Below are 21,308 nucleotides of genomic sequence, written 5' to 3' on the forward strand. Positions count from 1 at the left end.
CGTCCCTTCCTAGAGGCTGCTGAGGGCGCCCGTGCGGCGCATCGCGAGCAGGTACAGCACGATGACCACCACCGGGACGGTGGCGAGCGCGGCGGCCATCGGCAGGTTCAGCTCGATGTTGGAGTAGACGAGGTTGCCGATCAGCTGGGTCTTGCCGCCGACGATCTGCACGGTGATGTAGTCGCCGAGGCTGAGCGAGAAGGTGAAGACCGACCCGGCGGCGACGGAGGGCAGCACCAGCGGCAGCACCACCGACCGGACGGTGCGCCAGGTACGGGCGCCCAGGTCCGCCGAGGCGTCGAGCAGGTTCACGGGAAGCTGCTCCAGGGCGGTGTGGATCGGCAGGATCATGTACGGCAGCCAGAGGTACGTCAGGGTCAGGATCGCCGCGGCCAGCCCGAACCCGGGTCCGCCCAGGCCGAACGGCCGCAGCGTCCAGTCGGCGAGCCCGCCCTCGGAGAGGATCAGCCGCCAGGCGTACACCTTGACCAGGTAGCTCGCCCACAGCGGGGTGAGGATGGCGACCACGAGCAGCGGACGCCACCTGGGCCTTGCGACCCGCGCCGTGTAGAACGCGACGGGGAAGGCGATCACCACGCACAGGGCGGTCACCGCCAGGGCCACCCCGACGCTGCGCAGGACCACCTGCCGGTAGACGGGGGTGGTGAGCAGCTCGTGGAAGTTGTCGGTCGACCAGACCCGCACCACCTGGGAGGTGAAGGCGTCCGTCGTCCAGAACGCGGAGACGAACAGCACGGTCAGCGAGCCGAGGTAGAGCACCGCCAGCCACAGCAGCGGCGCGGTCAGCAGCAGGGCCAGCCGCAGCCTGGGGTGGCGGTGCAGGGCCCCGGCCAGCCGCCGGACGGCTCCGCGCTCGCCGCGACCGCCCCGGCCGGCGGCCTCCTCGACGGCGGTCATCCGCTCAGCCCTTGATCTCGGTCCAGGCCTGCACCCATTTGGCGTACGGCACGCAGGTGACGTCCGTCCGCCCGTCGAGGCACTGCTCGATCGGGGTGTTCCAGAACGCGATGCGCTTCCAGTAGTCCTCGTCGCTCGCGTGGTAGACGGTGCAGAAGTTCTTGTCGCTGGTCAGGTCGCAGGCCTTGGAGTTGGCGGGCGCCTCGCCGAAGTACTCGGCGACCTGGGCGTTGACCCGGGGAGAGACGATCCAGTCGAGCCACTTGTATGCACAATTCGGGTGCTTGGCTTTCGCATACACCATCCAGGTGTCGGACCACCCGGTCGAGCCCTCCTTCGGCACGAAGGCCTTGACCTTGGCGCCCTCGTCGGCGGCGAGGTTGGCGATGACCTGCCAGGTGGTGCCGACCACCGAGTCGCCGCTCTTGAAGGCGGAGATCTCCTTGAGGTAGTCGCTCCAGTACTCGCCGATGTTCGCGTTCTGCTTCTTCAGCAGCGCCACGGCGGCGTCGAACTGCTTCTGGTCGAGTGCGTAGGGGTCCTTGATGCCCAGGTCGGGCTGGGTCGCCTTCAGGTACAGCGCGGCGTCGGCGATGTAGATCGGCGAGTCGTAGGCGGTGACGTGCCCCTTGTACTTCCCGGCGTCGTCGAAGACGGCGGACCACGAGGTGGGGGCCGGGGTGACCTTCTCGGTGTTGTACATCAGCAGGTTGGCGCCGCGGCCGTGCGGGATGCCGTACATCTGGCCGTCGACGGAGTTCCAGGACCCGTCCTTCAGGCCGTCGAAGACGTCCTCGTAGTTCGGGACGAGGTCGGTGTTGACGGGGGCCGCGTCTCCGGAGGCGATCAGGCGCAGGGAGGCGTCCCCGGAGGCGGAGACGGCGTCGTACTCGCCGGTCTTCATCAGCTTGACCATCTCGTCGGAGCTGGCGGCGACCTTGGAGTTGACCTTGCAGCCGGTCTGTTTCTCGAAGTCGGACACCCAGTCGGCCTTCGGGTCGTTCGAGCCGTCCTCGACATAGCCGGCCCAGGCGATCAGGTTGACCTGGCCTTCGCCCTTGCCGAGGGCGGTGGGCGTGGCGCGGTCCGGGGGGTTGAGTCCGGAGGTGGCCGCCGCGCCGTCGCCGGCCTCGGAGGTGCCGCAGGCTCCGGCGGCGACGAACAGCGCCGCGGCGGCGGCCGCGACCTTCAGGGTTCTGGTGATGCGCACGGCGTACTCCCGGGGTGAGGGCCTTGCGGGGGGAGGGTCAGCGGGTGTCCGGTACCGCGACGGCGTGCCGGTGGTGCCACCGCAGCCGCACCCGGGCGCCGCGGTAGGCGGCGACGTCCTCGGAGGAGGTCTCCAGGTTCTGTTGCAGGGCGGTGAGGCGGCCGCCCTCGTCGAGGTCGACGAGAAAGCGGGTGACGTCACCCAGATAGACGACCTCGGCGACGCGGCCGGCGGCGGAGGCGTGGCCGGGCTCCTCGGCCGCGGCGGACTCCTGTAGGACCCGGATCTTCTCGGGGCGGATGCTGTAGGTGCCGGGGGTGCCGACGATCCGGTGGGCGGACTCGCCCTGCAGCAGGTTGGAGATGCCGACGAAGGAGGCGACGAAGGGGCTCGCGGGGCGTTCGTAGATCTCGGCCGGGGTGCCGACCTGTTCGACGCGGCCCTCGTGGAAGACGGCGATGCGGTCGCTCATCGTCAGGGCCTCCTGCTGGTCGTGGGTGACGAAGACGAAGGTGATGCCGACCTCGCGCTGGAGGTCCTTCAGCTCCACCTGCATCTGCTCCCGCAGTGTGAGGTCCAGGGCGCCGAGCGGCTCGTCGAGCAGCAGCACCCGGGGGCGGCCGACGAGCGCCCGGGCGAGGGCGACCCGCTGGCGCTGGCCGCCGGAGAGCTGCGCGGGACGCCGCCGGCCGAAGCCCTCCAGGCGGACCTCGGTGAGCGCCTTGCGGGCCCTGACCAGCCGTTCCGCCTTGGGCACCCGGCGGATCCGCAAGGGGTAGGCGACGTTCTGTTCGACGCTCATGTGGGGGAAGAGGGCGTAGTCCTGGAAGACGGTGTGGACGTCCCGCTCGAAGGGGGCCAGACCGGTGACCTCCTGCCCGGCGAGCTCGATCCGCCCCCGGTCCGGTGTCTCGAAGCCGGCGATCAGCCGGAGCACGGTCGTCTTGCCCGAACCGGAGGGGCCGAGCATCGAGAAGAACTCCCCGTCCCGGATGTCCAGATCGACGCCGGCCACCGCGGTCGTCTCACCGAACGACTTCCGCAGGTCCTGCAGCCGGATCGCACTCCCCTCCATGGGCGGGAACCTTTCTGGCGCGTCAGGGCGTTGACCTGTCGAACAGAAAACATATGAAGCCATAGTTCAAAGCTCAAGTCCCCCTTAGGGTAAAGCTTGAGTCAACGCACGAGGTGGTGGCCGTGAGGGAGCAGCAGACGGGTGCCGGAACCCGCAGAGCCATCTTCGCGCCCGTCGACAGCGGGGCGCGAGTGGAGGCCGTGGTGCGCCGACTGGGTGACGCCATCGACCTCGGCCTCCTCGCCGACGGCGAGCAGTTGCCCGGCGAGACCGCACTCGCGGGACAGCTCGGGGTCTCCACGGTGACGCTGCGGGAGGCGCTCATGGCGCTGCGCCAGCAGGGTCTGGTCACCACCCGCCGGGGGCGCGGCGGCGGCAGCTTCGTCTCCCTGCCCGAGCGCCCCGCCGAGGAACGGCTCAGGGGCCGGCTGCGCGGCTGGAGCACCGAGGAGCTGCGCGACCTCGGCGACCACTGGGCCGCCCTGTCCGGTGCCGCCGCCCGCCTCGCCGCCGACCGCACCGAACCCGACGACCTGCTCCCCCTGCGCCGCACGGTCGAGGAACTGACGCGGGCTCAGGACGCGGCCGCCCGCAGCCGGATGTACGGCCGCTTCCATGTGGAACTGGCCGCGGCCGCGCAGTCGGCCCGGCTGACCCGCGAACAGGTCGCCCTGCAGACGGAGATGGGGGCTCTGCTGTGTCTCGTGTTCACCGACGACGCATACCGTGAAGAAGTCGCGGACCGTCACCGCTCCGTGATCTGCGCCGTGCAGGATGGGTCGCACGAATCGGCCGGAGCACTGGCCGAGCGGTGCGTACGGGAGTCGACGGCGCGGCTCGTCGCCCTGCGCCTGGCCCTGTAGCGGCACCGCGTCCGGTCACGGCCGCTGGAGGGTGCCATGAGCAGCAGCCCCGCAGCCGTGGGCGCGTCGGCGGAACCGGTCGGCGCGTCCGACGGGGAACGGGTAGCGGCCCGGGTGGGCGCCGCCCTGGAGGCGGTGTTCGCCGCCGTCGCCGCGACCCGCGCCGAGACGGCGGCCCTCCTCGACCGGGTGGCCGCCGAGGGCCGCCGGCCCGCCACCGCCGATCTGGCCGCCCTGCGTCCGGGGCTCCATCTGCGCCTGGCCCGCGAGGAGTTGGTGTCGGGGATCGGCTTCGTCGCCGCGCCGGGCCTGCTGGGGGACGTACCGGCGTGGCTGGAGTGGTGGCAGACGGGCACGGACGGCGGCGTACGGCCGCTGCTGCCGGACCTCGATCCGGGCCGGTCGGCGTACGCGGACTACACCCACTGGGACTGGTTCGCGCTGCCCCGCGAGACCGGGCGGCGGGCGGTGGCCGGACCGTACGTGGACTACCTCTGCTCGGACGAGTACAGCCTGACCCTGTCCGCACCGGTCCGGGCCGGGGGCCGGTTCCTGGGCGTGGCCGCGGCGGACGTGTACCTGCGGCACCTCGAGGCCGCCGTCCTGCCGCTGCTGCGGACGCTGCCCGGGCCCGCCTACCTGGTGAACGCCCGCGGGCGGGTGGCCGCGTCGGCCGACCCGGGACGGCCGGCGGGCTCGCTGGCCAAGGGGCCGGACTTCGCGGCGGTACTGGAGGAGGGCCGGCCCACCGGGTGCGAGGGGCGGCTGCTGCTGCCCTGCGGGCGCGTGCCACTGGTTCTGGTGACGGCCGGGCGCCGCTGAGCGGGGCCCGGCACCGCCGTACGGCATCGGGAGCGGCCGCCGAGCGGGCAGGACGCCAACAATCGTGGCATTCCCTGCTCCCGGACGGCTGAAATTGGCCACAGTTGTGGCGAGACCTGGATGTGAGTTCGAAAAACCGGCTACTCTCCACGCAGTTCACGGCGATCGCCAGTGCGGCGGGTCTGTGCCGGTGAGAGGGACGTGAGAGACGTAGGAGACCTGTCGGTGTCGGATGGCTTCGAGGTTCCGGGCGCCACGGCGACGGTGCCGCTGTCGGCCGTGGTCGCCCGTGTCGCCGTGACGGCCGACCGGCTCGGCGTGCCGCACGCGGAGGTCTTCGACACCGCACGGCTGTCCGTCGCCTCCGGTGTCCCCGAGTCCGTGGTCAGGGCCCTGCTGAGCGGCCGCCCGGCGGGCGAGCCGGACGTCCAGGCCCGCTTCCTGCAGCGCCTGGACCTGCTGCGGCGCACCCGGCTGAAACCGAACGGCCGCCGCTACACCCAGCAGGAGATCGCCGACGGCGCAGGCATGTCGCGGCAGCAGGCGGGCGCCCTCATCAACGGCGACCGCCGTCCCACGATGGAGCACTGCGACGCGATCCAGCGGTTCTTCCGGGTGCACGCCGGCTTCCTGACGGCGGAGGACCCCGAGGCCCTCGCGGGCGCCCTGCAGCACACCGAACAGGAACTGCTGCAGAAGCTCGCCGCACGAGAGGCTGCCGCGGCCGCCGAGGACCCGCTGGAGCGGCTGCTGCAGGACCACGGTGTGCGCGGGATCGCCTGGCGGGCGGCGCAGCTGCCCACCGACCAGCACCGGGACAAGGTCGCGGAGTGGCTGGACATGCTCCTGGAGAGCGTGAAGCGGCCCGAGTCGTGATCCGGGGGAGAAGAGTGGGCATCGCCAGGGAAATGCGCCGCCTGTGCGGCGAACTCGTCTCCGAACTGACCCTGCCGACGCCCGCCGCGCCGGCCGACCTGTACACCGCGCTGTGCGCCGGCATGAGCAGACGCCGGGGCCGGCCCGTCCACTTCCGTACGGCGGCCTTCCCGACCGACACGGCGAGCGGGCTGTGGCTCGACATGGCCGACCAGGACCTCGTCGTCATCGAGGAACGCACCGCGCCCGACCACCAGTTGGTGATCCTCGGGCACGAACTGTGGCACATGAACGCGGGCCACTGCGGTCATCACGTCGAGGGCGCCTCGGTCGCGGCCCGTTTACTCACCGACGGCGCCGACCTCCAGGCGACGGTCCGCAGGGTCGCCGCCCGCACCCGCTTCGACCAGTCCGACGAGAAGGAGGCCGAGAGCTTCGGCCTGCTCCTCGCCAGCAAGTGCCGTGCGTGGCTGGCCGGTTCGTCCCCGCGCGGCCGCGGCCGCGACGACCTGGCGGGCCGTATCGAGGCGTCCCTGGGCTACCTGGGCCCGAAGAACTGACCGCTCGGTACGACGGTCAGGTCGCGCTGCGCCGGCTCGCCTCCCGCAGTTCCCGCACGGTCTCCCCGGACAGGCCCGCCGATCCCTGCGGGCGGCCCTCGCGCAGCAGGCGGCGCCAGTGCTCGCGGCTCCAGCCGGCCGGGGCGGTGGTGCGCGTGAACTCCTCGACCAGGGCGAGGAATCGGGCCGGGTCGGTGTGGAACGGGAAGTGGCCGGCGCCCTCGAAGATCTCCAGCCGGCTCCCCGGCATGGCCTCGTGGGCACCGTACGCGTGCCGCACCGGCACCACGCTGTCCCGGTCGCCCCACAGCAGCAGGGTGGGCATCCCGGCGGTCAGATAACAGCGGTCGAGCATGGTCACCACCTGCCCGCGCCAGTCGACGACCGCGCGCAGGGTGCGGATGAAGGCGTTGCGGGAGGTGGCGTCGGGCAGGGCGTCGACGAGGTGCAGCAAGTCGGGCGCGTCCTGGCCGAGATCGGTGTCCAGCAGTTTCATCAGCCCGACGGCTAGCTCGACTTGGAGGCGCATGCCGGGCAACCGCAGTGCGCTCAGGGCCAGGTGGGCGCCGGGCAGGGAGACCAGCCGCAGGGCAGGGGTGACCTCGCGGCCGACTCCGCCGGCGCTGACGAGGACGAGCCGTTCGGTGCGCTCGGGGAACTGGTAGGCGAACTGCATCGCCACTCCCCCGCCGAGCGAGTGCCCCACGAGGGTCGCCGACTCGATGCCGAGCGTGGTCAGCAGATCGCGCAGCCCGTTGGCGTACGCGGCGACCGAGTAGTCGGCGCGGGGCTTGTCGGAGGCGCCGTGGCCGAGAAGGTCGGGGGCGACGACGGTGTGGGTGCGGGCGAGGCCGGGGATCAGCTCCGCCCAGGTGTCCGAGGAGTCCCCGATGCCGTGGACGAGGACCAGGGCGGGGCCCTCGCCGGCCATGCGGAAGGCGCGCCGGTGGCCGTGCACGACCCGGTACTGGAGAGCCGCCTCCGGACCGCCCACCGCACGCGGTCGCGAACCCGGCCGGACGGCGCGCGCCGGGCGGCGCGGCGGAATGTCGAACACCCGTGCTCCTCCCTGGCCGAAAGCGCTTCATCCCAGCGTAGGGAACGTTTCCCCCAGGGGATTTCGGGGAGGTTTCACCTCCGCTAAGCGGGCGAACCGGCGGGCGGAGCGACCGGATTGTCAGTGGTGGGCGGCAAGCTGGGGGGTGCGCCGTCGCAGTGCGGCGTACGCGCCGTCCGCGGCGCGGGGAGACGACGCCGACACGGGGAGAGCCGACCGATGCCCACTGCCGTACTGACCGACCGCGAGCGCACCGCCGTCCAGGCCTATCTCCGGCTGCTGCACACCGTACGGGCCGCCTTCGGCGAGGACTTCGGCGCCGAGCGCGGCGGCGCCTCCCCCGCGCCGCAGGACCGGCTGCCGCCGATGGTCCCGCCCGCCGTGCTGGCGGAGGCGGACCGGGCGCTGGCTCAGGCGGGACTCGCGGGCAACGAGGAGGAGTTCTTCGCCCTGCTGCAGAGCTGGTGCCCGGCGCCGTGACCCGTCTCAGCGGGGGTGGACGGCGACCGCCGTGGCCACCAGACCCCGGCGCACCGTCCAGGTGCCGTCGAAGTGGCCGAGCCGGTGGCCGCCGACCACCGGTCCGGGCACCAGGAGGCGGGCGCGGAAGGTGCCGAGCGCCCGACCGTCCGGTCCAGCCGCTACGTCGATGTCGGCCTCGCTGAAATCCAGCCACTTACGGGTGAGGGGGAACCACGCCTTGTAGACGGATTCCTTGGCGCTGAACAGCAGCCGGTCCCAGTGGACCTCCGGCCGCGCCGCGCCCAGCCGTTCGAGCCGCTCCTGCTCGGCCGGCAGGGCGATGGCCTTCAGAACGCCCTCGGGGAGCGGCTCGTGGGGCTCGGCGTCTATGCCGAGGGAGGCCAGATCGGTGGCGCGTACCAGGGCGGCGGCGCCGTAGTCCTGGCAGTGGGTCATGCTGCCGGTCAGACCGTCCGGCCACTGCGGTGCGCCGCGCTCCCCGGGCAGCACCGGCTGCGGCGGTACGCCGAGCTTCTCCATCGCGCGCCGGGCGCAGGAGCGTACGACGGTGAACTCCCGGCGCCGCTTGGCGACGGCGCGCGCCACGAGCGCCTCCTCCTCGGGGTACAGCGGCGCGTCCCCGAACTCCCGGACGCCCTCCTCCCCGAAGGCCTCCACGGCCACCACGGACTCCGGCAGCAGTTCCTCGATCACCGGCCCTCGCCCTTCGCCCGCGGTTCCCGCCACGTGAGGACCGTGTCCTCGGAGGGTGCGGGCAGGATACGGCGCAGCCGGCCCGGTGCCTGTGCGCGCTGCCGCCACTCCCGTGGATAGCCCACCGACACCTCTTCGAAGCGGACGCCCTCGTGCCAGGTGGTGCGCGGGATGTGCAGATGGCCGAAGACCATGGTCGCGACCCGGAAGCGGCGGTGCCAGTCGGCGGTCAGTTCCGTGCCGCACCACATGGCGAACTCGGGATGCCACAGCACGTCCATCGGGTGGCGGTGCAGCGGATAGTGGTTGACGGGGACGACGGGGAGATCGTCCGGCAGTTCGGCGAGTCTGCGTTCGGTCTCGGCGACCCGGGCCCGGCACCAGGCCTCACGGGTCGGGTAGGGGTCGGGGTGCAGCAGGTACTCGTCGTTGCAGACGATGCCGGTCCCCTCGGCGTACGCGAGACCCTCCGCCTTGGTCGTGCAGCCGGCCGGCAGGAACGAGTAGTCGTACAACAGGAACAGCGGCGCCACGACCACCGGGCCGCCCGGGCCCTCCCACACGGGGTAGGGGTCCTCGGGCGTGACCACGCCCAACTCGCGGCACAGGGCGACCAGATGTTCGTACCGGGCGACGCCGCGCAGGGCGACGGGGTCGGAGGGATGGGTCCACAGCTCATGGTTGCCCGGCACCCAGACGACCTTGCGGAAGCGGCCGGCGAGGGTCTTCAGCGCCCAGCCGATGTCGGCCACGTTCTCCGAGACGTCCCCGGCCACCAGCAGCCAGTCCTCGTCCGTCTGCGGCGCCATCCGCTCCACCAGGGCACGGTTCTCGGGATGGCCGATGTGCAGATCACTGATGGCCAGTACCTGCCCGGCGCCACCGGCCGTCGACGTCACCTCGCGTCCTTCCGTCCACCCGCCCCACGAAGGTCACCACGACAGCACATCCGCGGGCGCGGAACAAGGCCGCCCCGGCCGTGTCACACAAGTGCACCATACGGCTACCGAGCGGTCACTTCCTTACCGGACGGAATGACATCAGTGAACAAGATCAGAAAATCCGTAACACGCGCGTTGCACGCGGCACGGCCGGGAAGCCGTATGATCGCCCCAACACCACCGCCATGAACGTCCCTTCAGCAGGGCGGTTTGGTGACCCTCCAATCCCCCTGCCCGGGCACGGGCCTGCTTTGCCCTGCCCGCGAACCCTGAAAGGCGGCCTCGCATGGTCTCTCGCGTACGCGTCTGGCTCAACCGCACGTACGCGGAGAACGTGTTCTTCATGGATCAGCTGCGGAGAAATCCGAGCGACCGCGCGGTCGACATCCATGCGACGCACGGCGACGCCGACTCGCCCGTGCTGGCCGCCGCCGACACCGCCGACCTGGAGCCGGAGGGCCTGTCCCCCGCCGCCTACGTCGAGTACGCCCTGGACCAGTGCCAGCGCCGCGGCATCGACGTGTTCGTGCCGCGGCTCGAGCAGGCGGCGATCGTGGCGCACCGCGCCGACTTCGAGGCGATCGGCACCGCCCTGCTGGCACCCACGCCCGAGGCCGTCGCCGTGTTCGAGGACAAGGTGGTCGCGTACGAGGCCGTGCAGGCGATCGGGGTGCCCGTACCGCCGTGGCACCGGGTCCGCACCGCCGACGAACTCATCGCGGCGGTCGAGGAGTTGGAAGAGGCGGGCCACCGGGCGTGCTTCAAGCCGGCGTCCGGCGCGGGCGGAGTCGGCTTCCGGGTGATCACCCGCGCCCCCTTCTCGCTCACGCATCTCAGCGGCTTCCCCACGCCGTACGTCCAGCTCGACATGGTCGTCGAGGCGCTGCGGCAGGCCGACGAGACCGTGGACTGGCTCGTGATGCCCCGTCTGGAGCAGCCGGAGGTGTCCGTGGACTGCCTCACCGGCCCGGACAACCGGCTGCGGATGGCCATCGGCCGCACGAAGAACGGCCGCCGCCGCGGCTTCACCCTGCACGAGCAGTGGCTGGAGCCGGCCCGGCGCATCGCCGAGGGCTTCGGCCTGCACTACCTGTCCAACATCCAGTTCCGGATGTTCGGCGACCGGCCGGTCCTCATGGACGTCAACACACGTCCCGCCGGCGGGCTGCACCAGCTCTCGCTGTGCGGCGTCAACGCCCCCTGGGCCGCTGTGCAGTTGGCTCTCGGGGAGGACCCGGGCGAGGTCGTGCCGCCGTTCCTCGGGCAGGACTACACGGTGGTGTCCGGACCGCGACCGCTGCGCGCGGTGTCGCTGCCGCACCAGCGGATCGAGGAGACCGCGGAGCCGCTGCTGCCCGCCGTTCCCGCACAGGCCGAGGCCCTCGAGGTGGCGCCCGCCGGGGCCGCGGAGGTGCTCCCGCTCTAGGGGGTGTTTCGAAAGTCCTGTGCGGTGCCCGCGGTGTCCGGTGCGTGCTCTCGGCGTGCCGGACGAAAGCCCTCGTACCGGACGTACTGGGGTTTCGGCCGGTGCGGCGCGAGTACGTGCCGGGCGCCGCGGGTGCTGTGCGGGGACTTTCGAAACACCCCCTGGGTCCGCCTGCGCGGTGCGGGTCCGTCGTGGCGTGTCGCACAGTTCCCCGCACCCCTTCAGGTGATCGACTCACCGGTATGGACCAATTCTGTCCGTCGCCTTGACAGCAGGATTGGTCCATACCAACTTTGTTGCGCACCCCCTTGCATCCCCTGCACTCCCGAACACCCCCATACCTTCAGGGAGATCGCGTGCGCACGACACCCCACGGACGCCCCTGGCGTCGAGTTCTCGCCCTGATGGGCTCCGCCGCCCTCGCGCTCGCCGGGGCCATCGCCCTGCCCGGCACCGCCGAGGCGGCGAACATCCTCACCAATCCCGGACTGGAATCCGGCTCCCTCTCCCCCTGGTCCTGTACCGGCAACCTCGGCTCGGTCGTCTCCTCGCCCGTGCACGGCGGCTCCAAGGCCCTTGCCGGGGCGGTGAGTTCGAGCGACATCGCCCGGTGCGGCCAGACCGTCTCCGTCCAGCCGAACACGACGTACACGCTGAGCGGCTGGGTCCGCGGCAGTTACGTCTACCTCGGCGTCGACGGCGGCGCCTCCACCTGGACGTCGTCGCCGACGGCGTACAGCCGACTGTCGGTGTCCTTCACCACCGGCGCCTCGCAGACCAGCGCGACCGTCTATGTGCACGGCTGGTACGCCCAGGGCACCTACTACGCCGACGACATCGCTCTGGACGGGCCGGGCGGCGGGGGCGGCGGCTCGGACACCCAGGCGCCGAGTACGCCGACCGGGCTGACCTCCACCGGCAAGACCTCCTCCAGCGTGTCGCTGTCCTGGGGCGCCGCCACCGACAACGTCGGCGTCACGGCGTACGACGTCTACAGCGGCTCCTCGCGGGTGCTGAGCGTCTCCGGCACCTCCGCCACCGTGAGTGGACTCTCGCCCAGCACGGGCTACACCTTCAGCGTGCGGGCGCGCGACGCCGCCGGGAACGTCTCCGGAGCGTCCAACGCGGTGTCCGTCACGACGAACGCGGGCAGCGGCGGGACCTCGTTCAAGCAGGCCGCGCCCTATCTGTACGAGGGCTGGGGCGATCCCCCGAGTGTGTCCACGGTGATGAGCGCGACGGGCATCAAGTGGTTCACGATGGCGTTCATGCTGGACGGGGGCGGCTGCAACCCGATGTGGGACAGCACCCGTCCGCTGACGGGCGGGGTCGACCAGACCGTCATCAACCAGGTCCGCTCGGCGGGCGGTGACGTCGTGCCGTCGTTCGGCGGCTGGCAGGGCAGCAAGCTCGGCGCCAACTGCTCCTCCGCGAGCGCCCTCGCCGCCGCGCTGCAGAAGGTGATCGACGCCTACGCGCTCAAGGCGATCGACATGGACATCGAGAACACGGACGAGTTCGAGAACGAGGCCGTGCAGGCGAGGATCCTGACCGCGCTGAAGACCGTGAAGGCCAACAACCCGGGGCTGCGGACCATCGTCACCTTCGGGACCTCGACCACCGGGCCGACGTACTACGGCAACCGCCTGATCGAGCAGGCCAAGTCGATCGGCGCCGACATCGACGTCTTCACCATCATGCCGTTCGACTTCGGCGGCGGCTCGGACATGTACGGCAACACGGTGAACGCCACGGAGGGGCTGAAGGCCAAGTTGAAGTCCACCTTCGGCTGGGACGACGCGACCGCGTACGCCCACATCGGCATCTCCGGTATGAACGGTCTGTCCGACCAGCAGGAGAACACCACCCCGGCGATCTGGACGCAGATCCGCGACTGGGCCAACTCCCACCACATCGCCCGGCTCGCCTACTGGGCCGTCAACCGTGACCGGTCCTGCCCGGGCGGGGGCGTGGTGAGCAACTGCTCCGGCATCAGCCAGAGCACCTGGCAGTTCACGTCCATCACTGCGGGCTTCACCGGCTGAGCCCAAGCCGACGAAACCCCCGCCGCCGCACGCCGGTTCACCGGCACCCGTTCCCCGGATCCCGCTCCAGGAGATCCGGGGAACTTTTTTTCGCACGGGGTGTATCAGGGCGCCTGGTGCGGGTTCTAAAGGGTGTCACCGTGAAGGCCCACCGGGGACGACGGGGGAACGTGAGGGTCCCGGTGGGCCGGCGCGGGGAGCACCGCGGTTCAGGGTTCATCGTGCGAGGCCTGTGCACGACAGCCGGCGCACGGAACGTACGGGGAAGCACCAGCCCCCGGGGGTCATGGGGGATGCCCGGGGGCACGGGGGATCGGGGCGGACGGCCGCTGTCACGGGGAGCGGCCGCCCGCTCCCGCCCTGTCCCCACCCGCGCTCCAGCTCGGCGCGGTCGAGAGCGTGTACGGCGTGCGGCGTGCGGCGGCGCACGGAAGCACGCGCGGGGCCCTCAGAAGCGGCCCGAGCCCCGGTAGAGCTCCAACTCACCGTCCAGTTCCACGGCGAGCACGGTGGCGTACGGGTCGAGGTCGGCCTCGGCCGGCGGGTCGATCCACAGCACGCCGACCGCCTCGTGCAGCCCGCCCACCACCCGGTGCCCGAGTTCGGTCCCCGTGCCGAGCACGGTGACCTTGCGGACCGGCGTCGCCAGACCGCGTACCCCGATCTCCGCGCGCGGCGCGTCGAACACCGTGAGGTAGAGCGTGCGGCCGTCGGCGGAGAGCGTGCTGGGACCGTAGTGGTGCCCGGCCGGCAGCCCGCGGACGGTCCCGTACACGGCGTCGGCGTGCCGGCGGATCCACTCCCCCAGCCCCTCCAACCGCTCGACCTGCGGCTGCGGGATGGTGCCGTCCTCCATCGGGCCGACGTCGAGCAGCAGATTGCCGCCCCCGCCGATGGTCTCCGTGAAGTAACGCACCAGCTGGGCCGGCGACTTGTGGTTGTGGTCGTGGTGCTGGTAGCCCCACGAGTCGTTGATCGTCAGACACAGCTCCCACGGGCCGTCCGGCGGCACGATGGGGGCGCCCTGCTCGGGGGTGGCGTAGTCGCCCTCGCTGAGCATCCGGGCGTTGAAGACGACGTGCGGGGAGTACGACCGGACGAGCGCCGCCAGTTCGGGGATGCGCCACTGCTCCTCGCTACGGTCCCACTCCCCGTCGAACCACATCAGGTCGGGCCGGTAGCGGGAGGCCAACTCCCTGATCTGGCCGTCCCGGTAGGCGATGAACCGCTCCCAGGCCTCCAGATCCTCGTCCTCGGCCGAGCACTCCGAGTAGCGGTTGTCCTCCATCTCCGGCGGACGGCCCGGCTTGCGGGTGCTGGCGTAGTCGGGGTGGTTCCAGTCGGAGTGCGAGTAGTACAGGCCGACCTTGAGACCCTTCTCCCGCAGGGCCTCGGCATAGCCGGTGAGGTAGTCGCGGCCCAGGTTGAGATCGCCGTACGCCGTGTCCCACAGCGCCACACCGTCATGGTGACGGCTCGTCAGCACCGCGTACCGGGCGCCGGCGCGGGCGAACAGATCGGCCCAGGCCTTCGGGTCGTAGTGGGCGCCGGTGAAACGGCCGAGCTGGGACATGTACTGCTCGTGCGGCACGATGTCGTCGTAGAACGACCAGGACTCCTGCACGCCGTCGACGGCGTAGATGCCCCAGTGGACGAAGATCCCCAACTTGGCGTCGGTGAACCAGGGTTGCATGGGCACGGATGAACTCCTCGGCACAGAGCGCGACTTCGGGAAAGGGGCGGGCACGGCGGTGCGGTACCGTGCCCGCCCGGCAGAGGTCCGGGCGTGCCCGCCCGGAGGGAGCGTCCGGGCCCTACTCGCCGCGCCGCAGGCGCAGCGTGAGGACCTGGAAGGGGCGCAGGGTCACCTCGACCCCGCCGTCGGCCGCCACGGCCGCCGCCGCGTCCTCCTCGCGGGGCCGCTCCAGCAGATCGGTCACCTCGAAGCCGGCCAGCGGGAACCCGGCGCGCACGAGGCCCCGGGCCCGGCCGCCCCGCGACTCGTACAGGCGCACCACCACATCGCCCGAACGGTCGTCGGCGAGCTTGACCGCCTCGACGGTCACCCCGTCGCCGTCCACGCTCACGACCGGCTCCGCCGCTCCCGCCGACTCCGCCACGCGCAGCGGCAGGTTGAGGGCGTAGCCCTCGGCGACCGCGTCGCCGATCGTGGCGCCCGGCAGCAGGGAGTACGTGAAGCGGTGCCGGCCCTGGTCCGCCTCGGGGTCCGGGATGCGCGGGGCGCGCACCAGGCTGAGGGCGACCGTGGTCGTCGTCCCGCCGTCCTCGCGGACCGTGCGCGAGACGTCGTGGCCGTACGTCGAGTCGTTGAGGACCGCGACACCGTAGCCGGGTTCGCCGATGTGCACCCAGCGATGGCCGGAGACCTCGAAACGGGCCGACTCCCAGCTGGTGTTGGTGTGCGTCGGCCGCTGGACATGGCCGAACTGGATCTCGGCGGAGGAGTGCGCGGCCCGCACGTCGACAGGGAAGGCCGCCTTGATGATCTTCTCGGCCTCGTGCCAGTCGATGTCGGTCTCGATGTCGATGCGCGGGCTGCCGGCCCGGACGGTGATCGTCTGGGTGAGGGTCGAGCCCTTGCCGAAGGAACGGGTGACGCGGATCGCGCCGAGCAGCGGGTCGTCCTCGACGACGGTGACCGAGTCCGGGTCGAGCAGGTCCGTGAACCGGTTCTTGTAGTGCTTGTCGATGTCCCAGGCGTCCCAGTAGTTGGGCAGGTCGGTGTGCAGCCGGAGCAGGTTGCCGCGGCCGGCGAGGACCTCGCGGTTCGCCCGGATGTCGAATACAGAAGACAGTGTGCCGTCTTCCGCCACCTGTACACGGACCAGTCCGTTGTCGAGGGTCCGTCCGGAGACGGTCACCGGCTGCGGCGACCCGTCGGCGGCGGAGGCGGAGGCAAGAGGCGCGCTGCCGCTCGCGGGCACCTCGATGTACGCCGGAGCGCCCGCCGAGGTGCGGATCACCTCGGCGCGGTCGTACGGGCTGGTGTTGAACACCCGGGTGCCGCCCGCGCCGAGCGCCGCGACCGCCTCGGCCGTCAGCGCCTCCAGTTCCCCGGCGACGCGCGCGTACTCGGCCTCGGCCTCGCGGTGCACCCAGGCGATCGACGAGCCCGGCAGGATGTCGTGGAACTGGTGCAGCAGCACCGTCTTCCACAGCCGGTCCAGCTTCTCGTACGGGTAGGCGTAGCCCGGCGCGTGCAGCGCGGCCGTCGTCGCCCACAGCTCGGCCTCGCGCAGCCGGTGTTCGCTGCGCCGGTTGCCCTGCTTGGTGCGGGCCTGGGAGGTGTAGGTGGCGCGGTGCAGCTCCAGGTAGAGCTCGCCCACCCAGACGGGCGCGTCCGGGTACTCCTCGCGGGCCTTGGCGAAGAACTGGTCGGGGTGCTCGACGACGACCTTGGGCGAGCCCTCCAGGTCGGCGAGGCGACGGGCGCGTTCCATGATCTCGCGGGTGGGGCCGCCACCGCCGTCGCCCCAGCCGAACGGGGCGAGCGAGCGCGTACCGGCCCCCTTCTCGGAGTAGTTGCGGACCGCGCGGTCCATCTCCTCCCCGCTGAAGCGGGCGTTGTAGGTGTCGACCGGCGGGAAGTGGGTGAAGATGCGGGTGCCGTCGATGCCCTCCCACCAGAAGGTGTGGTGGGGGAACTTGTTGGTCTGGTTCCAGGAGATCTTCTGGGTGAGGAACCAGTCGTTGCCCGCGAGCTTGGCGAGCTGCGGGTAGGCGGCGGTGTAGCCGAAGGAGTCGGGCAGCCACACGCCCTTGGTCTCGACGCCGAAGTGCTCGATGAAGAACCGCTTGCCGTGGATGAGCTGGCGGGCGATGGCCTCGCCGCCGGGCAGGTTGCCGTCGGCCTCCACCCACATACCGCCGACGGGCGCCCACTGGCCCTTCTTCACCGACTCCTGGATGCGGGCCCACACGTGCGGGTAGTTGTCGCGCACCCACTCGTACTGCTGGGCCTGGGAGCAGGCGAAGATGAAGTCCTCGTACTCGTCGGCCAGCGACGTCACGTTGGAGAAGGTGCGGGACGTCTTGCGCTTGGTCTCACGGATCGGCCAGAGCCACGCGGAGTCGATGTGCGCGTGGCCGACGCCCGAGATGGTGTGGGCGCTGGCGTGCGCGGGCCGGGCCAGGACGGGCGCGAGGACCTCGCGGACCGCGGCGGCGCTGCCGGAGATGTCGTCCAGGTCGAGGGCGTCCATGGCCCGGTCGAGGGCGTGCATGATCTCGTGACGGCGCGGCTCGTGCTCACCGAGGTGGACCATCAGCTCACGCAGCACCTGGAGGTCCAGGTCGAGGTGCCAGACCTGCTCGTCGAGGACGGCGAGGTCGGCGCGGCGGAATGTATACAGTGGACGGTCGCCCGCCGTCAGTACATCGCCGAGCAGCGTCGGCTCGGCGAAGTCGTTCGCCAGGATGTCGGGGTTGGAGGCCGCCTCGACCAGATAGTCGATCCGCTCACCGCCGGCCGCCGGGTTGCCGACCGGGACGTACTGGTTGAGCGGGTTGACGGCCTTCAGCGGGGTGCCGTCGGTGCGGTGGACCAGGGCCTCGGCCTGGTTGCCGGGCCAGTCGCCGACGAAGCCGAGGTCGATGACGGCCTCGACCCGCCGGCCCGCCCACTCGGCGGGCACCTGTCCGCTCATCCGGAACCAGGTCGTCCCCCAGGGCGGCCCCCACGGGGTGCCCATCGCGAAGGGCGCGTAGGCGGCGCCCGCGGCCTCCTCGAACGGGACGGGCTCCCCCGGCGCCTGCCAGGCCTCGACCTCGAAGGGAACGGTGGCCGCGTAGATCGCGGGCTTGATGCGCTGGTTGTGGACGCGCTCGACGCGCTCCTCGATGCGGCGGCGTTCGTCGTGCATGGGATGTCTCCAGAAAACCGGGAAGCCGGGAAGCCGGGAAGAAGGAACCGGGTGAGCCCGATGGCTCGGAAAGCGCTTTCTCTCTACGTCAGCGCCTAAGGTACGCGAGCCCGGGATGGACCTCGGTGTAGCCCTGCACGAGCCTGCGGGCGACGTTCACGGAGTCGACCAGCGGATGCAGCGCGAACGCCTTCACCGCCGTCGCCCGCGACCCGGACTCGGCCGCCGCCAGCACCTCCCGCTCGACCGCCTTGACCGCGCACACCAGACCGGTGGCGTGGCCGGGCAGCGGGTCGACCGCGACGGGGTGGGCGCCGTTGGCGTCGACGAGGCAGGGCACCTCGATGACGGCGTCGGCGTCGAGCACGGACAGGGTGCCCTGGTTGCGCACGTTGAGGATGAGCGTGGTGCGCTCGTCGCGGGCGATGGCCCGCATCAGGGCGAGGGCCACCTTCTCGTAGCCGCCGGAGAGGTCGTCGGCGTCCCGCTCGCCGGCGCCGGCCGTCTCCCGGTTCTCCGCCATGTAGGTGGCCTCGCGCTCGGCGCGGGTGCGGTCCCAGGCGGCCAGGGCCGCCGCGCCGGGGTCGCGCATCTCCTCGTAGAAGTGGGCCTGCTGCTCGCGCAGGAAGGCGCCGCGGGTCTTCTCGGCCTGCTGGTAGGCGCGGACGGCCTCGCGGTTGAAGTAGTAGTAGTGCAGATACTCGTTCGGGATCGCGCCGAGGGACCGCAGCCAGTCGACGCCGAACAGCTTGCCCTCCTCGAAGGAGCCGAGCAGGTCGGGGTCGGTGAGCAGGCGCGGCAGCTCGTCCCGCCCGGCGATGCGCAGGCCGCGGACCCAGCCGAGGTGGTTGAGGCCGACGTAGTCGATCCACGCGTCCCGCGGGTTCGCGCCGAGCACCCGGGCGATCCGGCGGCCGAGGCCGACCGGCGAGTCGCAGATCCCGATGACACGGTCGCCGAGGTGGCGGGACATGGCCTCGGTGACCAGGCCCGCCGGGTTGGTGAAGTTGATCAGCCAGGCGTCGGGGGCGAGCCGGGCGACGCGCCGGGCGATGTCGACGGCGACGGGGACCGTCCGCAGACCGTAGGCGATCCCGCCGGCGCCGACCGTCTCCTGGCCGAGGACGCCCTCGGCGAGGGCGACCCGCTCGTCGTCGGCGCGGCCCTGGAGGCCGCCGACGCGGATCGCGGAGAAGATGAAGTCGGCGCCGCGCAGAGCCTCGTCGAGGTCGGTGGTGGCCGTGACGGTCGGGGCGTCGGGGATGCCGGCGGCTTGTTCATCCAGTACACGGGCGACTGCATACAGTCGACTGTCGTCCAGATCGTGCAGAACGACTTCGGTGACCCGCCCCTCCGCCCGGTCACCGAGGAGCGCCCCGTACACGAGCGGCACCCGGAACCCTCCGCCGCCCAGAATCGTCAGCTTCACGCGTGCACCTTTCCTGCCACGACCACCTCGACGCCCGCCTCCTCGAAGGAGGTGCGGGTCGCCGGGTCGACCGGCGCGTTCGTCACCACCACGTCCAGGTCCTCGGGACCGCAGACCCTCGCCATCCCCGTCCCCGGGAACTTCGCCGCGTCGGCCAGCAGGACCACCTTGTCACCGGCCTTGATCATGGCGCGCTTGACCGGCACCTCGACGACGGTCGTGTCCATCACCTGCCCGCCCGGACGCACACCACTGGTGCCGAGGAAGAGCCAGTCCGCGTGGAGCTGGCGCAGGTTGTCCTCGGTGAGGAAGCCGACCAGGGAGCGGTACTCGCGGCGGACCATCCCGCCGAGCAGCACCAGCTCGATCCCCTCGTCGTCGGCGAGCTCCTCGTAGACCACCAGGTTGCTGGTGATCACCGTGAGCCGGCGGCCGTGAAGCTGGCGGGCGAGGCGGTAGGCGGTGGTGCCGATGTCGAGCAGGACCGACTGGCCGTCCTCGACCAGGGCCGCCGCGTGCGCGGCGATCGCGTCCTTCTCGGGCACGCGCACCTCGGCGACCTCGGCGAAGGGCTGGTCGCCCTCGTCGACGACGGCCCCGCCGTGGACCCGCGTGAGCAGGCCCTCCTCCTCGAGTTTGACCAGGTCACGCCGGATCGTGGCGGGACTCACGCCGAGTTGTTCGGAGAGATCCGTCACTGCCGCGGGACCACCGGAGCGCAGGGCCCGCAGGATGAGTTGATGTCGTCGTTCTGCCAGCACGCAGCGAACACTACTCGTCATCTTCAATCATTTCTATGCTCAGTTCTGCTCGGGTATTGACCGGAGGCGGCTGGCGTCGCACGATTCCGGTCACGAAATGAAGAGTTTTGACGAGCTCCCCGACTGCGCCATCCTGCACCGACGAGAGGACGCCTCCGTGGACGACGACCGGCCCGACGTACTGCTGACGGGGCTGCTCTTCTACGACCTCGTCCTCACGGGGCTGGGCAAGCCCCCCACGCCGGGCGAGGAGATCTGGACCGCCGGCATGGGCTGCGGCCCCGGCGGCATCGCCAACCTCGCCGTCGCCGCCTCCCGCTTCGGCCTGCGCACCTCCCTCGCCACGGTCTTCGGCGACGACTTCTACGGCGCCTACTGCCACGAGGTCATCGCGGGCCAGGAGGGCGTCGACCTCTCGCTCTCCCGGGTCGCGAAGGACTGGCCCACCCCCGTCACCGTCGCCCTCGCGCACGGCCACGACCGGGCGCTCGTCACCCACGGCCGGCAGCCCCCGTTCCCGCAGGACGTCCTGATGGGCGACCCGCCCGAGGCCCGCACCGCGCTCGTGCACATCGAGGCCGAGCCGCAGGCCTGGCTCGCCAAGGCGGCGGCGAACGGCACCCGGATCTACGCCGACGTCGGCTGGGACCCCTCCCAGCAGTGGTCGACGGAGTTGCTCGAGCAACTCTCCCTGTGCCACGCCTTCCTCCCCAACGAGGCCGAGGCGATGGCCTACACCCGCACCGACAGCGCGGTCGCCGCTCTCGGCACGCTCGCGGAACTGGTGCCGGTGGCGGTCGTCACCCAGGGCGGCGAGGGCGCGATCGCGGTCGACCAGACGACCGGCGAGTACGCGGGGGTCCCGGCCCTTGACATCGATGTCGTGGACGCGACGGGCGCCGGTGACGTGTTCGGCGCGAGCTTCGTCGCCGCCTCGCTCGGCGGCTGGCCCCTGGAGGAACGGCTGCGGTTCGCCGTACTGGCCGCCGGACTGTCCGTACGCCACCACGGCGGGGCGCTCGCCGCGCCCGGCTGGTACGGCGTCGACCGGTGGTGGCGGTCGGTGACCGACCCGGAGCTGAAGCGGGCCTACGGCTTCCTCGCCGACCGCATCCCGGCGGACGCCGGCCCACCGGTGCGCCACGCCCCGGTCACCCCGCCCGCCCTGCTCCTCTGACCGCCCCCTCTTTCCCTGTCCGAGGCGCTGACCCCGAGGCGCTGACCCCGAGGTGCTGACCCCGAGGTGCTGACCCCGAGGCGCTGACC

The 21,308-nt window shown here is 71.6% G+C and carries 18 protein-coding genes; 8 read left to right on the plus strand and 10 right to left on the minus strand.

Annotated elements, in window-relative coordinates; genetic code table 11:
• Positions 1-9: 9 nt before the first annotated feature.
• Genes OG852_RS08940 through OG852_RS08950 form a run of 3 tightly spaced genes read right to left on the minus strand, consistent with a single transcriptional unit; the run spans position 10 to position 3,203 of the window.
• Positions 10-918 carry an ABC transporter permease gene (locus tag OG852_RS08940; RefSeq protein WP_133913737.1) on the minus strand — a complete coding sequence of 303 codons (909 nt, stop codon included), beginning with the start codon at positions 916-918 and terminating at the stop codon, positions 10-12.
• Positions 919-922: 4 nt separating this feature from the next.
• A complete protein-coding gene (locus OG852_RS08945; protein ID WP_133913738.1) occupies positions 923-2,128 on the minus strand; it encodes an ABC transporter substrate-binding protein in 1,206 nt (401 codons plus the stop codon).
• 37 nt (positions 2,129-2,165) lie between these two features.
• Entirely contained in the window at positions 2,166-3,203 is a 1,038-nt protein-coding gene (locus OG852_RS08950; protein WP_133913739.1) for an ABC transporter ATP-binding protein, read from the minus strand.
• Between the two features lie 122 nt (positions 3,204-3,325).
• On the opposite strand from OG852_RS08950, the gene OG852_RS08955 reads away from it, so the two are divergent.
• The 4 genes from OG852_RS08955 to OG852_RS08970 all read left to right on the plus strand — a co-directional run bounded on the left by OG852_RS08955 (position 3,326) and on the right by OG852_RS08970 (position 6,324).
• Positions 3,326-4,066, plus strand: coding sequence for a FadR/GntR family transcriptional regulator (locus tag OG852_RS08955; protein WP_133913740.1), 741 nt, complete (start codon positions 3,326-3,328; stop codon positions 4,064-4,066).
• A gap of 36 nt (positions 4,067-4,102) precedes the next feature.
• Positions 4,103-4,888, plus strand: a complete 786-nt coding sequence (locus OG852_RS08960; protein ID WP_330347543.1) for a cache domain-containing protein — start codon at positions 4,103-4,105, stop codon at positions 4,886-4,888.
• Positions 4,889-5,113: 225 nt separating this feature from the next.
• Positions 5,114-5,764 carry a helix-turn-helix domain-containing protein gene (locus OG852_RS08965; protein WP_133913939.1) on the plus strand — a complete coding sequence of 217 codons (651 nt, stop codon included), beginning with the start codon at positions 5,114-5,116 and terminating at the stop codon, positions 5,762-5,764.
• A 32-nt stretch (positions 5,765-5,796) separates the two neighbouring features.
• Entirely contained in the window at positions 5,797-6,324 is a 528-nt protein-coding gene (locus OG852_RS08970; RefSeq protein WP_133913940.1) for a toxin-antitoxin system, toxin component, read from the plus strand.
• 16 nt (positions 6,325-6,340) lie between these two features.
• On the opposite strand, the gene OG852_RS08975 is transcribed toward OG852_RS08970, so the two are convergent.
• The gene (locus OG852_RS08975; protein WP_133913741.1) at positions 6,341-7,381 is read right to left on the minus strand and encodes an alpha/beta fold hydrolase; all 1,041 of its coding nucleotides are present in this window, start codon (positions 7,379-7,381) and stop codon (positions 6,341-6,343) included.
• A 219-nt stretch (positions 7,382-7,600) separates the two neighbouring features.
• Between OG852_RS08975 and OG852_RS08980 the strand changes: the two genes are divergently transcribed.
• A complete protein-coding gene (locus OG852_RS08980; RefSeq protein ID WP_133913742.1) occupies positions 7,601-7,861 on the plus strand; it encodes a hypothetical protein in 261 nt (86 codons plus the stop codon).
• Between the two features lie 6 nt (positions 7,862-7,867).
• Here OG852_RS08980 and OG852_RS08985 read toward each other — a convergent pair whose 3' ends face one another.
• Complete coding sequence (locus OG852_RS08985) at positions 7,868-8,557, minus strand: 4'-phosphopantetheinyl transferase family protein (protein WP_330351421.1); 690 nt, start codon at positions 8,555-8,557, stop codon at positions 7,868-7,870.
• The gene (locus OG852_RS08990; protein WP_133913743.1) at positions 8,554-9,456 is read right to left on the minus strand and encodes a metallophosphoesterase family protein; all 903 of its coding nucleotides are present in this window, start codon (positions 9,454-9,456) and stop codon (positions 8,554-8,556) included. The genes OG852_RS08985 and OG852_RS08990 overlap by 4 nt, the downstream gene beginning before the upstream one ends.
• A 328-nt stretch (positions 9,457-9,784) precedes the next feature.
• Between OG852_RS08990 and OG852_RS08995 the strand changes: the two genes are divergently transcribed.
• Both OG852_RS08995 and OG852_RS09000 read left to right on the plus strand, forming a co-directional pair.
• Positions 9,785-10,924, plus strand: a complete 1,140-nt coding sequence (locus tag OG852_RS08995; protein ID WP_133913744.1) for an ATP-grasp domain-containing protein — start codon at positions 9,785-9,787, stop codon at positions 10,922-10,924.
• A gap of 404 nt (positions 10,925-11,328) precedes the next feature.
• Positions 11,329-12,969, plus strand: a complete 1,641-nt coding sequence (locus OG852_RS09000; RefSeq protein ID WP_133913942.1) for a carbohydrate binding domain-containing protein — start codon at positions 11,329-11,331, stop codon at positions 12,967-12,969.
• Between the two features lie 448 nt (positions 12,970-13,417).
• On the opposite strand, the gene OG852_RS09005 is transcribed toward OG852_RS09000, so the two are convergent.
• The 4 genes from OG852_RS09005 to OG852_RS09020 form a co-directional block, all read right to left on the minus strand.
• Entirely contained in the window at positions 13,418-14,668 is a 1,251-nt protein-coding gene (locus OG852_RS09005; RefSeq protein WP_330347544.1) for an alpha-L-fucosidase, read from the minus strand.
• Between the two features lie 115 nt (positions 14,669-14,783).
• On the minus strand, positions 14,784-17,852 hold the full coding sequence (locus OG852_RS09010) for an alpha-mannosidase (protein ID WP_330347545.1): 3,069 nt from the start codon (positions 17,850-17,852) through the stop codon (positions 14,784-14,786).
• Positions 17,853-17,940: 88 nt separating this feature from the next.
• Positions 17,941-19,281, minus strand: a complete 1,341-nt coding sequence (locus tag OG852_RS09015; protein WP_330347546.1) for a 6-phospho-beta-glucosidase — start codon at positions 19,279-19,281, stop codon at positions 17,941-17,943.
• Positions 19,278-20,042, minus strand: a complete 765-nt coding sequence (locus tag OG852_RS09020) for a DeoR/GlpR family DNA-binding transcription regulator (protein ID WP_330347547.1) — start codon at positions 20,040-20,042, stop codon at positions 19,278-19,280. Before OG852_RS09020 ends, OG852_RS09015 begins: the two co-directional genes overlap by 4 nt.
• A gap of 157 nt (positions 20,043-20,199) precedes the next feature.
• On the opposite strand from OG852_RS09020, the gene OG852_RS09025 reads away from it, so the two are divergent.
• Complete coding sequence (locus OG852_RS09025; RefSeq protein WP_133913943.1) at positions 20,200-21,219, plus strand: carbohydrate kinase family protein; 1,020 nt, start codon at positions 20,200-20,202, stop codon at positions 21,217-21,219.
• The last annotated feature ends 89 nt before the right edge of the window (positions 21,220-21,308 follow it).

Source organism: Streptomyces sp. NBC_00582 (genome assembly GCF_036345155.1).
Lineage (GTDB): Bacteria > Actinomycetota > Actinomycetes > Streptomycetales > Streptomycetaceae > Streptomyces.